Source organism: Rhizobium leguminosarum bv. viciae (assembly GCF_012276115.1).
Classification (GTDB): domain Bacteria; phylum Pseudomonadota; class Alphaproteobacteria; order Rhizobiales; family Rhizobiaceae; genus Rhizobium; species Rhizobium leguminosarum_T.
Genome location: NZ_WIEU01000022.1, coordinates 56,848 through 71,914, shown reverse-complemented (window position 1 = coordinate 71,914; position 15,067 = coordinate 56,848). Strand labels below are relative to the sequence as shown.

The 15,067-nt window shown below is 61.5% G+C and carries 13 protein-coding genes; 8 read left to right on the top strand and 5 right to left on the bottom strand.

The window, feature by feature from the left end; translation table 11 throughout:
* Window positions 1-108: 108 nt before the first annotated feature.
* Genes GFM02_RS28370 through GFM02_RS28360 form a run of 3 tightly spaced genes read left to right on the top strand, consistent with a single transcriptional unit; the run spans window position 109 to window position 4,015 of the window.
* Window positions 109-1,143 carry a LacI family DNA-binding transcriptional regulator gene (locus tag GFM02_RS28370; RefSeq protein ID WP_168323499.1) on the top strand — a complete coding sequence of 345 codons (1,035 nt, stop codon included), beginning with the start codon at window positions 109-111 and terminating at the stop codon, window positions 1,141-1,143.
* An 8-nt stretch (window positions 1,144-1,151) separates the two neighbouring features.
* Complete coding sequence (locus tag GFM02_RS28365) at window positions 1,152-3,008, top strand: DUF2264 domain-containing protein (protein ID WP_168323498.1); 1,857 nt, start codon at window positions 1,152-1,154, stop codon at window positions 3,006-3,008.
* On the top strand, window positions 3,005-4,015 hold the full coding sequence (locus GFM02_RS28360; protein ID WP_168323497.1) for a hydroxyacid dehydrogenase: 1,011 nt from the start codon (window positions 3,005-3,007) through the stop codon (window positions 4,013-4,015). The genes GFM02_RS28365 and GFM02_RS28360 overlap by 4 nt, the downstream gene beginning before the upstream one ends.
* Before the next feature lie 53 nt (window positions 4,016-4,068).
* On the opposite strand, the gene GFM02_RS28355 is transcribed toward GFM02_RS28360, so the two are convergent.
* From GFM02_RS28355 to GFM02_RS28335, 5 genes are all read right to left on the bottom strand, one after another.
* Complete coding sequence (locus GFM02_RS28355; RefSeq protein ID WP_168323496.1) at window positions 4,069-5,346, bottom strand: Gfo/Idh/MocA family protein; 1,278 nt, start codon at window positions 5,344-5,346, stop codon at window positions 4,069-4,071.
* Between the two features lie 152 nt (window positions 5,347-5,498).
* A complete protein-coding gene (locus tag GFM02_RS28350; RefSeq protein ID WP_168323495.1) occupies window positions 5,499-6,323 on the bottom strand; it encodes a sugar phosphate isomerase/epimerase family protein in 825 nt (274 codons plus the stop codon).
* A gap of 24 nt (window positions 6,324-6,347) precedes the next feature.
* Window positions 6,348-7,511: a DUF993 family protein gene (locus GFM02_RS28345; protein ID WP_168323494.1), complete on the bottom strand. Its 1,164-nt coding sequence runs from the start codon at window positions 7,509-7,511 to the stop codon at window positions 6,348-6,350.
* Between the two features lie 3 nt (window positions 7,512-7,514).
* A complete protein-coding gene (locus GFM02_RS28340; RefSeq protein ID WP_168268264.1) occupies window positions 7,515-8,663 on the bottom strand; it encodes a Gfo/Idh/MocA family protein in 1,149 nt (382 codons plus the stop codon).
* 131 nt (window positions 8,664-8,794) lie between these two features.
* A complete protein-coding gene (locus tag GFM02_RS28335; RefSeq protein ID WP_168268262.1) occupies window positions 8,795-9,472 on the bottom strand; it encodes a TetR/AcrR family transcriptional regulator in 678 nt (225 codons plus the stop codon).
* 198 nt (window positions 9,473-9,670) lie between these two features.
* Here GFM02_RS28335 and GFM02_RS28330 point away from each other — a divergent pair, with 198 nt between their 5' ends.
* Genes GFM02_RS28330 through GFM02_RS28310 form a run of 5 tightly spaced genes read left to right on the top strand, consistent with a single transcriptional unit; the run spans window position 9,671 to window position 15,009 of the window.
* On the top strand, window positions 9,671-10,957 hold the full coding sequence (locus tag GFM02_RS28330) for an ABC transporter substrate-binding protein (RefSeq protein WP_168268260.1): 1,287 nt from the start codon (window positions 9,671-9,673) through the stop codon (window positions 10,955-10,957).
* 6 nt (window positions 10,958-10,963) lie between these two features.
* On the top strand, window positions 10,964-11,923 hold the full coding sequence (locus GFM02_RS28325; RefSeq protein WP_168268257.1) for a carbohydrate ABC transporter permease: 960 nt from the start codon (window positions 10,964-10,966) through the stop codon (window positions 11,921-11,923).
* Window positions 11,916-12,803, top strand: coding sequence for a carbohydrate ABC transporter permease (locus GFM02_RS28320; protein WP_003544261.1), 888 nt, complete (start codon window positions 11,916-11,918; stop codon window positions 12,801-12,803). Before GFM02_RS28325 ends, GFM02_RS28320 begins: the two co-directional genes overlap by 8 nt.
* Window positions 12,803-13,900: a Gfo/Idh/MocA family protein gene (locus tag GFM02_RS28315; protein WP_205930499.1), complete on the top strand. Its 1,098-nt coding sequence runs from the start codon at window positions 12,803-12,805 to the stop codon at window positions 13,898-13,900. The genes GFM02_RS28320 and GFM02_RS28315 overlap by 1 nt, the downstream gene beginning before the upstream one ends.
* Window positions 13,901-13,932: 32 nt before the next feature.
* On the top strand, window positions 13,933-15,009 hold the full coding sequence (locus tag GFM02_RS28310) for an ABC transporter ATP-binding protein (protein WP_168323493.1): 1,077 nt from the start codon (window positions 13,933-13,935) through the stop codon (window positions 15,007-15,009).
* Window positions 15,010-15,067: the final 58 nt, after the last annotated feature.

Sequence of the window (15,067 nt, the reverse complement as noted above, 5' to 3'; positions counted from 1 at the left end):
CAATGGCGTTGTCAGGGCATTTCAGCAAATAGACTACGCAAAATAAATTTATTTGCAAGAACCAACCATTTTCTTGCAAATTTGCATTATTTGCATAATGTTTGCCCCATGAACGACCAAAAAATCAGACGGCCGCGTCAGGCCGATATAGCCACATTGGCCGGCGTCTCGGTCTCCACGGTGTCACGCGTGCTCGCCAACGAACCTGGGATCAGCGAAAGCGTGCGCCGCCAGATATTGAAGGTGGCAGCCGAGAACGGTTATCCTGTCAAACCTGCTTCCGAAGCCGTTGCAGGCGGACTGGCGCTGATTGCCAGCGACGGCGTCACCGGCACCCTCAGCGTCTTTTATGAAGCGATCGTCGACGGCCTGCGCGCCGGCGCTGCCGAAGCGGGCATGCCCTTCGAAGTCCGGCTGGTCCGCGAGGATCGAACCACCCCGGATGCCGTGCGCGACTATATGCAGACCGCGAGCGCTGAGGGCCTCTTTCTCGTCGGTATCGATCCGAACGACATGTTGCGCGGCTGGCTGCAGGCCAGCATGACGCCCACGGTTCTTGTCAATGGCACCGATCCGAGGATGCAGTTCGATGGCGTTTCGCCGGCTAATTTCTTTGGCGCCTATGAGGCGACCAGCCGGTTGATAAAGGCCGGCCATCGCCGCATCCTGCATCTGAGCGGCTCCCACCGCCATACGATCCGGGAGCGCGTGCGCGGTTTCGAGGCGGCGATCACCGCCGTCCCCGGCGCCGAGGGCCGTTTCGTGTCCCTGACCCTCCAGGGCAGCCCCATCCGTGAGGCGCATGAACGCACCGCCGCAGCACTTGCCGAGAATGCCGGTTTTACCGCCGCCTTCTGCATGAATGATTTCATCGCCGTCGGCGTGCTCGAGGCCGTCACCGAGGCCGGCCTGCGTGTGCCGGAGGATTTCGCGATCGTCGGCTTCGACGATCTGCCCTGCGCGCTGATGACCAATCCACGGCTGTCCACCATGCGCGTCGATCGCGCTGCTCTCGGGCGTGAGGCCGTGTCGCTGATGCTTGCCCGTTTCCGCAACAGGACGGCACCGGCCCGCCACATTTGCCAGGCGGTCGTTCCCGTTCCGGGTGGAACTGTTCCGAATCCGAATGCCGAAAACCCGTGAGAGATGCGATGACCTATGATCCCGCCAGCGCCAACCCGCTCGCAGGCAATCCGCTGGAAACCCGCGCCGATATGAGCCGCGCCCTGCTTGCGCTCTTCGATCCGCTGCTTGCCTGTTTCTCAAACGGCAATGCCCGCGTCACCCTCAATGGCGGCGGCGCCCATTTCGACCGGGCGGCGGCCGACCTCGAAGGGTTCGCCCGCCCGCTCTGGGGATTGGCGCCGCTTGGCGCCGGCAACGGCGACTTTGCCCATTGGCATCGTTTCGCCGAAGGCCTCGCAAACGGCACAGACCCTGCCCATCCCGAATATTGGGGAACGGTCAATGGCCGCGATCAGCGGATGGTCGAGCTTGCCGCGCTCGGTTTTGCCCTGGCGCTGGTGCCGGAAAAGATCTGGGAGCCGCTCGATGCGCGCGCCCGCGGCAATGTCGTCGCCTATCTCAAGCATGTCAGGCAGTTCGACTATGCTGACAACAATTGGAAATTTTTCCGGATCTTCGTCGATATCGCGCTCGATCGTCTCGGCGCCGATTTCGACCGTAGCCTGACGCGGCAATATCTTGAGGAGCTCGAAGGTTTTTATATCGGCGACGGCTGGTATCGCGATGGAAACGTCCGCCGCATCGACCACTACATTCCCTTCGCCATGCATTTCTATGGCCTGATCTATTCGAAGCTCGTCGATGACGATTATGCAAAGCGCTACCGCGAGCGCGCGGTCCTCTTCGCTCGGGATTTCCGGCATTGGTTTGCCGCCGACGGGGCGACGATCCCCTTCGGCCGCAGCCTGACCTACCGCTTTGCCTGTGCCGGTTTCTGGTCGGCGCTCGCTTTTGCCGATGTCGAGGCTCTGCCCTGGGGCGAGGTCAAGCATCTCTGCCTGCAGCATCTGCGCTGGTGGAAGGATAAGCCGATTGCCGATCGCGACGGCGTGCTGTCGATCGGTTTCGGCTATCCGAATCTGCTGATGTCGGAGAGTTACAATTCCGCCGGCTCACCCTACTGGGCCTTCAAGGCCTTCCTGCCGCTGGCGATCGCTGAAGATCACCCATTCTGGACGGCGAAGGAAAAAGTGCCGGAGCAAGCACCTGACATCATCCCCCAGCGTCATCCCGGCATGGTGATCATGCGGGCGGGCGGCGATGTCGTGGCGCTGTCTTCCGGCCAGGAAAACCTGCAGATGCGGTGCGGCACGGAAAAATACGCGAAATTCGCCTATTCCGCCCGCTACGGCTTCAGCGTCGAGGCCGATGAGCGTGCCTTTGCGCTTGCCGCCTTCGATTCAGCGCTTGCCTTCAGCGATGACGGCCTGCACTACCGCGTGCGCGAAACGAACGAGGAAGCCAAGATCGCAGGCGACGTGCTGTTTGCCAAATGGTCGCCTTTTGCCGATGTCGACGTCGAAACCTGGCTCGTGCCCGCCGCACCCTGGCATATCCGCTTCCATAGGATCAGGACAAGCCGGCCGCTGCGGATTGCCGAAGGCGGATTTGCCATCGGCCGCCGGGATTTCGAGCTGGATACGCTGTCCGCTTCGGCTGGGATTGCCTTTGCGGTCGGCGAAGCCGATTTCACCGGCATTCTCGATCTCGGCTCCTCGGTCAAACGTTCGGGTCTCGTCCAGAAGGCAATGCCCAATACCAATGTGATCGTCGCGAAAACCCTGGTGCCGCAGCTGCGCGGGCAGATTCCGGCCGGTGAAACCATCCTGGTGACGGCAGTGCTGGCACTTGACGATCCCGCCGCCCTCTCGTCTGCGTGGACGAGACCGCCGAAAGCGCCTGAGATTGCAGCGCTGGAGGCCCTGGTGAGGGAAAAGGGCGTGACGGTCAGCGCCATCGAAGCGCCCGGACAAATGCCATGAGCCAGCCGGCCATTGTCCTTGCCATGCAACCGTCGCGCACGCAGCATGTCCTTCCGGATGAGGTCCTGCGCCGGTTGAGTAGTATTGGTCGCCTGCTGGATTCCAAGCCGCTGCAGCGCTTCGACGACGAGCATGCGAGACGTCTGCTGGCTGAGGCGGAAATCCTGATCACCGGCTGGGGCGGGCCTTATGTCGGGCCTGAAATTCCCGCCGCGGCGCCGCATCTGAAGTTCATCGTCCATGCGGCGGGCACGGTAAAAGGCGTCATCGACGACGCCATCTTCGAAGCCGGTATCCCGGTCAGCCATGCGGCCGAAGCCAACGCCGTGCCGGTGGCCGAATTCACGCTGGCGGCGATCATCTTCGCCGGCAAGCGTGTTTTTCGTTTCCGCGATGTCTACGTTGCCGACCGAAACCGCAACCGGACACATTTGATGCAGCGTGAAGCGATCGGAAACTACCGCCGCACCGTTGGCATCGTCGGCGCTTCGCGCATCGGCCGGCGCGCGATCGAGCTCTTGAGACCTTTTGACTATAGACTGCTGCTCTCCGATCCGACGCTTGATGCCGCCGAGGCAGCCGGCCTGGGAACGGAAAAGGTCGATCTCGACGAATTGATGCGGCAATCGGATATCGTTTCCTTGCATGCGCCGTCGCTGCCGTCGACACAGCATATGATCGATGCGCGAAGGCTGTCGCTGATGAAGGACGGCGCGACGCTCATCAACACGGCGCGCGGCATTCTCATCGATGAGGCCGCCCTGCTTTCGGTGCTCAAGACCGGCCGTATCGACGCGGTCCTCGACGTCACCGATCCGGAAATCCCGGAGGCGGGCTCTGCTTTCTACGATTTGCCGAACGTCTTCCTGACACCGCATATTGCCGGCGCCATCGGGCTGGAACGGGCGCGCCTCGGCGAGATGGCGGTGGATGAGATAGAGCGCTTCGTGGCCGGCAAGCCGCTGCTTTACCAGATCCACCAGGCAAATCTCGAAAACATCGCCTGAGGCGCTTCGAGCGGCTTAGAGCAATTCAAGCAAAAGCCCGAAGGGGTCAGGTATCAGCGCGACGTCCTCAGCGAATTCGGCGAACCGTCATTGGCAAGTTCAGGCATCAGATCGGCAATTTCGACCACCTTGCCGGTGCGCGAACTCGTCAGCGCGGCAATGCCGCAGAGCACCGACATGGCGCCCGCCCGCGTGCCGGCGCGCTGGGCGAGCCTGTCTTCCATTTCGGGCTTGAAGATCATGTTGCGCATCCGGTCGTCGCCGCCGTAATGGCCGCCGGTGAAATGCGGAACGACGATACGCTCCACTGCCTCCTTACCATCAGGGAAATTGCGGATGAGCAGGATCGTGTCCTGCTTCGGCTCTTCCCAGGGCTGGGCCTCATACTGGCGAAGCTCGATCCGTCCTTTGGTGCCGTTGAAGGCAAGGTGATGGCCTTCGATCGGCTGGAAGGTGTTCAGCGAATAGGAGACATGGACGTTGTTGCGGTAACGGAGCGACACCACCATCGTATCGGGAATGTCGATGTCCTCGCGGAAGACGCAGCCGTCTCGGAAGTAGCCGTCGATCTTCGAGGGATCTTCGTAGAGTGAATCGAGGAAGGGATCGGCCTCGAGATCGAGATAGTAGTCGCATTCATGTGCGTGCGGACAGAGCTTGCAGCGCGGACCACGAAACGGGCCCTTGCGGCCGTAATTCTGCAGGTCGGCGAAGGAGGTGACGGAATCGGGATCGCTGTCGAGATACCAGTTCAGCAGATCGAAATGATGCGTCGCCTTGTGGACGAACAGGCTGCCGGAATTTTCCGTATAGGCATGCCAGCGGCGGAAGTAGTCGGCACCGTGCTTGGTGTTCAGATACCAATGAAAATCGACTGAGGTGACCCGGCCGATCTCGCCGGCATTCAGCAGCTCCTTGATCTTCGCAGCCGTCGGCGCATAGCGATAGTTGAAGGACACATCGACCCGGCGACCAGTGCGCTTTTCGGCATCCAGAATCCGGCGAATCTTTTCGACCGAGGTCGTCATTGGCTTTTCGGTAATGACATCGATGCCGGACTCCAGCGCCCGCACGACGATATCGTCATGCGTATGGTCGGGCGTACAGACGATGACGAGATCCGGCTTCTGCTCAGCAAGCATCGAATCGATGTTTTCGTAGAGCGGCGCATTGCTGCCGATCATGTTGCGGGCGCGCTCGCCGCGCAGCGAATTCTTTTCGACGATGGCGGTGAGGTCGACATGTTCGCGCCAGCCGGCAAGCAGATCCTTGCCCCACATGGTGGTGCCGCGGTTTCCCGTACCGATCAGGGCAAAACGGCGTTTCTCCATCGAATGATCCTCCTGCATGCGTGATGAAACTTTTAATGAAAATCAGGCCCAAAGCGCGTCGCGATCTTCCAGATCGCCTAGCCCGCGCTTTGGTCTTTGGTTCGTCGCATGTCATGGTCGCAAAACCGCTGCACACTTTTGCGCGACATGCTTTAGCAGCAGCTCCTGAAGCGCTCGACGCAGGTGGCGATCACTTCGTCGGCCGGGCGTTTCCACCAGTTTTCAGCCGAAAAGATCTCCACCTCCTGAGCGCCGAAGAAACCGGCGGCCTCCACCATCCGTCTTATGCCTTTGAGGTCGATCACACCATCGCCCATCATGCCGCGGTCGAGCAGCATGTCCTTTGTCGGCACCAGCCAGTCGCAGATGTGATGGGCAAAGATGCGTTTCATGCGCCCGGCGCGGGCAATCTGGTTGGCAAGATCGGGGTCCCACCAGACATGATAGACATCGACCGCAACGCCGACATCCTCGCCGAGCTGCTCGCACATATCGAGCGCCTGACCGAGTGTGTTCACGCAGGCACGGTCGGCGGCATACATGGGATGCAGCGGTTCGATGGCGAGCTTTACGCCCGAGGCCTGCGCATGCGGCAGCACGGCGGCGATGCCGTCGAACACCATCTGGCGGGCGGCGACGATGTCCTTCGACGCGCCCGGCAGACCGCCGACGACGAGGACGAGGCAATCGGCTGAAAATGCCGCCGCCTCGTCGATGGCACGCCTGTTGTCGTCGAGGTTTTTCTGCCAGTCGGCATCGTTTGCCGCCGGGAAGAAGCCGCCGCGGCAAAGACCGGTCAGTTTGATGCCGTTCGATTTGACGATCCGCACCGCCTCGTCGAGACCGACCTTGGCGACCTGGTCGCGCCAGGGCGCGATCGCGGTGATGCCGTGTTTCAGGCAGACGTCGACGGCTTCTGCAAAGCCGCATTGCTCGCGGATCGTCGCCAGGTTGATCGAAAGTCCTTCGACCTGCATGTCATTCTCCTCCATCCGGTGTCTTCAGTTGACGCCGTGGACGGCGAGCATTTGGCGCATGCGGCTTGCGGCAAGCTCGGGATCGGCCAAAACCCGTGCCTTGTCGGCCAGGCGGAAGAGTTCGGCCAGATGTGTCAGCGATCGGGTGCTCTGCTGGCCGCCGACCATGACGAAATGATCCTGCAGGCCGTTGAGATAGGCGAGGAAGACGACGCCGGTCTTGTAGAAGCGGGTCGGCGCCTTGAAGATGTGGCGCGACAGCGGCACGGTCGGCTCCAGCAGGTCGAAGAATTCATGGTTGCTCTTGCGGCCGAGCGCCTCGAGGGCTGCAGAGGCAGCCGGAGCGATGGCATCGAAAATGCCGAGCAGGGCGTCGGAATGGCCCTCTTCGTCGCCGGCGATCAGTTCGGCATAGTTGAAATCGTCGCCGGTATACATGCGCACGCCTTTCGGCAGCCGGCGGCGCATCGCCACTTCCTTCTCCTTGGAGAGCAGCGAAATCTTGATGCCGTCGACCTTGTCGGCATGGGCCTCGATCACCTCGAGGCAGGTGGACATGGCTTCGATGTGGTCGCCGTTGCCCCAATAACCCTCGAGCGCCGGATCGAACATTTCACCGAGCCAATGGATGATGACAGGTTCCTTGACCTGGCGAAGGATCCGGTCATAGACGCGGATATAGTCGTCCGGCCCTTTGGCGGCGGCGGCAAGCGCCCGGCTCGCCATCAGGATGATGCGGCCGCCGGCGGCCTCCACCGTTTCGATCTGCTCTTCATAGGCCCTGAGGATCGTGTCGACGGTGACGTCGGGTCCCGGCGTCAGATGGTCCGTGCCGGCGCCGCAGGCGATCAGCGCGTCCTTGCGGCCGGCCGCTTCGGCAAGCGCCCGGCGGAGGAGGTCGCGCGCTTCCGGCCAGCCGAGGCCCATGCCGCGCTGTGCCGTATCCATCGCTTCGGCAACGCCGAGGCCGAGATCCCAGAGCCGGTGACGGAAGGCGAGGGTGCGCTCCCAATCGATAACAGGCGTTAGCCATGGATCGTTGTCGGCGAGCGGATCGGCGACGACATGGGCGGCGGCAAAGGCGATGCGCGGAAAGGCCTTGGCGTCGCGCTTGGCGAGCGCGATCGGCGTACCAGTCAGCGTGTAGGGAACGATCTTGCCGTCGAGAGGGAGATTGATCGTCGTCACGGCTCAGAACTCCAGTGCGGGAACGTCGAGCCAGCGACGCTCGGCCCAGGATTTCAGGCCGAGTTCGGCAAGCTGCACACCCTTGGCGCCGGCTTCCAGGCCATAGGGCCACGGTGCGTCTTCGACGACATGGCGGATGAACATTTCCCACTGCGCCTTGAAACCGTTCTCGAAGGCCTGCGTATCGGGAACCTCGTCCCAGGTCTTGTAGAAGTCGATCGTCTGCGGCTGGTCCGGGTTCCAGACCGGCTTCGGCGTGTTGACGCGGTGCTGGCTCCAGCATTTCGTCAGACCGGCGACGGCCGAACCATGCGTGCCATCGACCTGGAAGGTGACGAGGTCGTCGCGGCGGACGCGGACGGCCCAGGAGGAATTGATCTGCGCGATCGCGCCGCCTTCGAGCTCGAAGGTCGCATAGGCCGCATCGTCGGTGTCGCAGTCATAGGACTTGCCCTGCTCATCGATGCGGCGTGGAATATGCGTAGCACCGAGGCAGGATACGGCTTTGACTTCGCCGAACAGATTGTCGAGCACGTAGCGCCAGTGGCAGAGCATGTCGAGGATGATGCCGCCGCCGTCGCCCTTGCGGTAGTTCCAGGAGGGGCGCTGGGCCGGCACGCCCCAATCGCCTTCGAAAACCCAGTAGCCGAATTCGCCACGCACCGAGAGGATCTTGCCGAAGAAGCCGGAATCCCTGAGCAACGCCAGCTTGCGCAGGCCGGGCAGGAAGAGTTTGTCCTGCACGACGCCATGCTTGAGGCCGGAGCCGCGCGCCTTGCGGGCAAGATCGAGTGCCACCTGCAGATCGTCGGAGATCGGCTTTTCGCAATAGACATGCTTGCCGGCATCGAGCGCCTTGGACAGCAGCTCGGCGCGCATCAGCGTCGTGCCGGCGTCGAAGAAGATCGTGTCGTCGGGATTGGCGAGCGCGGCATCGAGATCGGTCGACCAGCGCTTGATGTTATGCTTCTTCGCCAGCTCTTCCATCTTGGCGCCGTTGCGGCCGACGATGATGGGGTCGATCTCGAGTTTCTCACCCGATTTCAGCGTGATGCCCCCCTGATCGCGGAGGGCGAGAATAGAACGCACCAGGTGTTGATTGTAACCCATGCGGCCGGTGACGCCGTGCAAGATGATCCCCAAGCGTGCCATTTTTTCCTCCCAGCAGATTTTTGCGGCGGGAGCGGGCGTCCTGGCCCGGCCCTCCCAAGCCGGTAACTAAACAGTTACTTGATGGCAGAAGAGCGGCGCGGCTGTCAATAGTCAAATCCGATTTTAGAAATTCAGCGCTTGATCGAGGCGAGCGTGACGTGGACGATGTGTCTTTCCCAGGCATTGAGGTGGGCCGGTTCGATCAGGTCGCGGCCGAAGATCGTCGAAAGCGTGTACTGGTTGGACAGGTAGAAATAACCGAGCGAGGCGATCGTCAGGTAGACATGCAGGGGATCGGCGGTCTCGATGAAGACCCCCTGCTTCTTTCCCCGTTCGAGCACGTCCGAAAGCTCGCCGATCAGATGCGAATGCAGTTCCTTGAGCCGGACGGACTGGCGCAGCCAGCGGGCCCGATGCATATTTTCCGTGCCGAGCAGGCTGAGGAATTCCGGGTGCTGGAGGAAATAACGCCAGGTGAAGAGCGCCAGTTCGCCGATGCCTTCCTCGGGGCTGCGGTCGCCGATATGCAGCGCGCGTTCGGCGGTGCGGATGCCGACATAGGCTTCTTCGAGCACTCTGAGGTAGAGCTGCTCCTTGTCGCCAAAATAGTGATAGAGCATGCGCTTGTTGGTGCCGGCGCGCTCGGCGATGGCGTCGACACGAGCCCCGCCCATGCCGTTTTCGGCAAATTCCCGGGTTGCCGCGTCAAGGATAGCAGCGCGTGTCCGCTCCGGATCGCGTTGGGCCGTGCGTTCGGCAGATGGGCGCCGAGACCTTTTCTTTTCCCCATTCCCCCCGCTGTCGTTCATCTCTCCACCTCCGTCTCACATGTTGCGCTCATAAGCCTTCGGTGCGAAATTGTAAAAACCGAATTTGAAAGCCCCGCGAGCGACACCGCTTGACACGCTCGCCGCTTTGCCCGTAGCTTGTAACCAATTAGTTATTTATGCAAGGGTAACTAGGTTCGGAAGCGTGTGGAGGCGCTTCCCTTTGGAGGAGGAAAAGAAATGACATTCCGTGTAAGCAGACGCAATTTCGTCGCGGGAGGCGCCGCGCTTCTCTCGCTCTCGGCGCTGGGAACCAGCGCTTTGGCACAGGAAACGCGACTGCGTCTCCTGTGGTGGGGCTCGCAACCGCGCGCCGACCGCACCAACAAGGTATCGCAGCTCTATCAGTCGAAGAAGCCGGGCACGTCGATCACCGGCGAATTCCTCGGCTGGGGCGACTACTGGCCGCGCCTTGCGACCCAGGTGGCAGGCCGCAACGCGCCCGATGTCATCCAGATGGACTATCGCTATATCGTCCAATATGCGCGGCGCGGTGCGCTCGCCCCGCTCGAATCCTATATGCCGGCCAAGCTCAACCTCGATGATTTTGACAAGGCGCAGATCGAAGGCGGCAGCGTCGACGGTCATCTCTATGGCGTCAGCCTGGGCGCGAATTCGGCGGCCACGGTCCTGAACACCGCGGCCTTCAAGGAGGCCGGCGTCGATCTGCCGACCCAGGCGACCACCTGGGAAGAGTTCGCCCGCATGGGTGCGGAGATCACCAAGGCAGGAAAACGCAAGGGCATGTTCGGCATCGCCGACGGCAGCGGCAGCGAACCGCTGTTCGAAAACTGGCTGCGTCAGCGCGGCAAGGCGCTTTATACTGCAGACGGCAAGATCGCCTTCGACGTGGACGATGCCTCCGAATGGTACGACATGTGGGCCAAGTTCCGTGAGGCCGGCGCCTGTGTTCCTGCCGATATCCAGGCTCTCGACAAGAACGACATCGAAACCAACACGGTCTCGCTCGGCAAGTCGGCCGCCGGTTTTGCCCATTCCAACCAGTTCGTCGGCTATCAGGCAATGAACAAGGACAAGCTGGCGCTGACCAACTACATGCGCGTCAAGGGGGATTCGAAGGGCGGCCACTATCGCAAGCCTTCGATGTTCTTCTCGGTCTCCGCCCAGTCGAAAGCCATAGATATGGCCGTGGACTACGTCAATTTCTTCGTCAAGAACCCCGAGGCAGCGCTGCTTCTGGATGTCGAACGCGGCATTCCGGAATCGAGCGCCATGCGCGAGGTGGTCGCGGCGAAGCTTGATGAGAACGGCAAGGTTGCGCTGGCCTATGTCAGCGGCCTCGGCGATCTCGCCGGCAAATTGCCGCCGCCGCCGCCGGCCGGCGCCGGTGAAGCTGATCTGATGTTACGCAACATCGCCGAACAGGTCGGCTTCGGACAGCTGTCTCCTTCCGACGGCGGCAAACAGCTTGTCGCTGAAATCACGCAGATTCTCGCACGAGGCTGATCCCGTATGAGCAATGCGATGCGCACGCCCGCAGGGGCCATCAATGTGGAAAGATATCAGGGGGTCGTGGCCGAAGGACGCTTCAAGCGTCTCTGGAATGCCAATGCTCCGGGCTATCTTTTCCTTCTTCCATGGCTCATCGGCTTTTTCGGGCTGACGCTCGGGCCGGCCCTGATTTCGCTCTACCTTTCCTTCACCGACTTCGACATGCTTCAGTCGCCGCGGTGGGTGGGGATGGCGAATTACGTGCGCATCGCCACGGCGGATCCGAAATTTTCGGCCGCCATGTATGTCACCTTGACCTATGTCGTCTTCTCGGTGCCGTTCAAGCTGACCTTCGCATTGCTGGTCGCCATGGCGCTGAACCGCGGCCTGCGCGGGCTGTCGGTCTATCGTGCCATCTTCTATCTGCCGTCACTGCTGGGCGGTAGCGTGGCCATCGCCGTGCTCTGGCGCCAGCTTTTCGCCGGCGATGGCCTCGTCAATGCTGCGCTTTCGTATTTCGGTATCGAAGGTCCGAGCTGGATCTCGCATCCGAACTATTCGATCTATACGCTGGTGGCGCTGTCCGTCTGGCAGTTCGGCTCGCCGATGATTATTTTCCTGGCCGGCCTGCGCCAGATCCCGCAGGATATGTATGAGGCCGCGAGCCTCGACGGCGCCTCCAAGTTCCGGCAATTCTACAAGATCACGCTGCCGCTTCTGACGCCGGTGATCTTTTTCAATGCCGTCGTCCAGACGATTGATGCCTTCAAGGCCTTCACGCCGGCCTTCATCATTTCCGGCGGCACCGGCGGTCCGATCAACTCGACGCTGTTCTATACGCTCTACCTCTATCAGGAAGCCTTCGGCAATTTCCGCATGGGCTATGCCTCGGCGCTCGCCTGGATCCTGGTGGTGATTATCGCGATCTTCACCGCCTTCTCCTTCCTGACCTCGCGTTATTGGGTGCACTACGATGACTGAGATGACCGCTTCCGTCACCGCGGCCAGGCCGCCATCCGACATCACCAAACGCAGCCTGCCGGCGTCGCTCATCATCCACGCCCTGCTGATCGCCGCTTCGCTCCTCATGCTCTATCCGCTGTTGTGGATGGTTTCGGCATCGGTCAGGCCGGAAACCGAGATCTTCTCGTCGACCTCGCTCATCCCGTCGTCGATCGATTTCTCCTCCTATGCGCGCGGGTGGGTCGGCCTCGATGTCAGCTTCGGCCGGTTCTTCTGGAATTCGCTGGTCATCTCGCTGCTGGTGGTGACCGGCAATGTCATCGCCTGTTCGCTGACGGCTTTCGCCTTTGCGCGGCTGCGTTTTGCCGGCCGGAATTTCTGGTTCGCGATCATGCTCGGCACTTTGATGATCCCCTATCACGTGACGCTGATCCCGCAATATGTGCTCTTTCTCGATCTCGGCTGGGTCAACACCATCCTGCCGCTTGTCGTGCCGAAGTTCCTGGCAAGCGATGCCTTCTTCATCTTCCTGATGGTGCAGTTCTTCCGCGGCATCCCGCGCGAATTGGACGAGGCCGCGATGATGGACGGCTGCAGCGCTTGGCGCATCTACTGGAAGATCATGCTGCCGCTGTCGCTGCCGGTGCTGGCAACGGCCGCCATCTTCTCCTTCATCTGGACCTGGGACGATTTCTTCGGCCCGCTGATCTACCTGAACGACATGAACACCTATACGATCCAGCTCGGCCTGCGCACCTTCGTGGATTCCACCAGCGCGTCGGATTGGGGCGGTTTGTTCGCCATGTCGACCCTGACGCTCGTGCCGGTGTTCTTCTTCTTCCTGTTCTTCCAGCGCCTGCTGATCGAGGGCATCGCCACGACGGGCATGAAGCGTTGATGGCGATGACGGGAAAGAGCGACATGAGCATCAGGACGGTCGCGATCGTCGGCTGCGGTATCGGCCGCTCCCACATCGTCGAGGGTTACCTGCCGCATTCCGACAAGTTCAAGGTCGTGGCGATCTGCGACCTGAATGAGCAGCGCCTGGCAGCGGTCGGTGATGAGTTCGGCATCGAACGACGCACCACTTCCTTCGCGGAATTGCTGGCCGACGACACGATCGACATCATCGATATCTGCACCCCTCCCGGCATCCATCTGGAACAGGTGGTCGCAGCGCTTGCCGCCGGTAAACATGTCGTCTGCGAAAAGCCGCTGACGGGCTCGCTTGCCGCCATCGATACCATCATGGCAGCGGAAAAGACCGCCAAAGGCGTGCTGATGCCGATCTTCCAGTACCGTTACGGCGACGGCATCCAGAAGGCCAAGCGGATCATCGACGCCGGTATTGCCGGCAAGCCCTATACCGCTTCGGTCGAAACCTTCTGGCTGCGCAAGCCGGAATATTACGCCGTGCCTTGGCGCGGCAAATGGGCGACGGAACTCGGCGGTGTGCTCGTCACCCATGCCCTGCACCTGCACGATATGCTGATGCATCTGATGGGTCCGGCTGCCAGGGTCTTCGGCCGCGTCGCCACCCGCGTCAACGATATCGAGGTCGAGGATTGTGCCTCCGCCAGCCTGCTGATGGAAAGCGGCGCCTTTGTCTCGCTTTCCTGCACCCTTGGTTCGCAGGAACAGATTAGCCGGCTCAGGCTGCACTTCGAGAATGTCACCTTCGAAAGCAGCCACGAGCCTTATACGCCCGGCAAGGACCCCTGGAAGATCATCGCCGCAAATGACGACGTGCAAGAGCAGATCGACAGGGTGGTTGGCGACTGGCAGCCGGTCGCGCCGCGCTTCACCACCCAGATGGGCCAGTTCCACGCTTTCCTCAGCGGCCATGCGCCGCTGCCGGTGACGACAAAGGACGCCCGCCGCGCGCTGGAACTCGTCACCGCCATCTACCAGTCTTCCGACAGCGGTGCCGACGTGCCGCTGCCGGTCGGCCCCGACAGCCCGAAATACGCCGATTGGCGCGCAAGAACGAAGTAACCGACAAAATAAAAAGAGAGGGTTTTGACAAGATGGCAACCAGTGTCGTTCTTCAGAAGGTCGAGAAGCGCTACGGCTCGCTGGATGTGATCCATGGCATCGACCTGACGATCGATCCCGGCGAATTCGTCGTTTTTGTCGGCCCCTCGGGCTGCGGAAAATCGACCCTGCTGCGCATGATCGCCGGTCTCGAGGAGATTACCGGCGGCGGGCTGCTGCTCGACAACGAGCGCATGAACGAGGTGGCGCCTGCCAAGCGCGGCATCGCCATGGTCTTCCAGTCCTATGCGCTCTATCCCCATATGTCGGTCTACAAGAACCTCGCCTTCGGCCTGGAGACGGCGGGTTACAAGAAGGCCGATATTCAGCCGAAGGTGAAGCGCGCCGCCGAGATCCTGCAGATCGAGAAACTCTTGGAGCGCAAGCCGAAGGCACTCTCCGGCGGTCAGCGCCAGCGCGTCGCGATCGGCCGCGCCATCGTGCGCGAGCCGCGGATCTTCCTGTTCGACGAGCCGCTGTCGAACCTCGATGCCGAACTGCGTGTGCAGATGCGCGTCGAGATCTCCCGCCTACACCGCAGCCTCGGCAATACGATGATCTATGTCACCCATGACCAGGTCGAAGCCATGACGATGGCGGACAAGATCGTGGTGTTGAATTCCGGCCGTATCGAGCAGGTCGGCGCGCCGCTCGATCTCTACAACAACCCGGCCAACCGCTTCGTCGCTGGCTTCATCGGCAGCCCGAAGATGAATTTTTTGAAGGCCCGCATCGAGCAGGTCGGCGAGACCGAAACCAGCATCCATGTCTGCGGCAATTCCGTCCGCCTGCCGCGCCGGCTGAAAGGCGGCACGGGAGAGGAGGTCACCTTCGGCATCCGCCCCGAGCATCTTTCGCTGGCCGAAGGCGCAATCACACTGTCGACCGTCAACGTCGATCTCGTCGAAAATCTCGGCGGCGCCACCATGCTCTACACCACGACGCCGGATAACCAGCTCTTGACCGTCGCGCTCGACGGCCAGCAGAAGGTGGAGCGCGGCGCCAATGTGAGGGCTTCCTTCGACCCGGCCCGCTGCCACGTCTTCGATGCTGCCGGCAAGACGATCTAAGCGCACCGCTGCTTGACAGCCGATCCTCCTCTGGCCCATCATTTCACGAGGGGCCGCA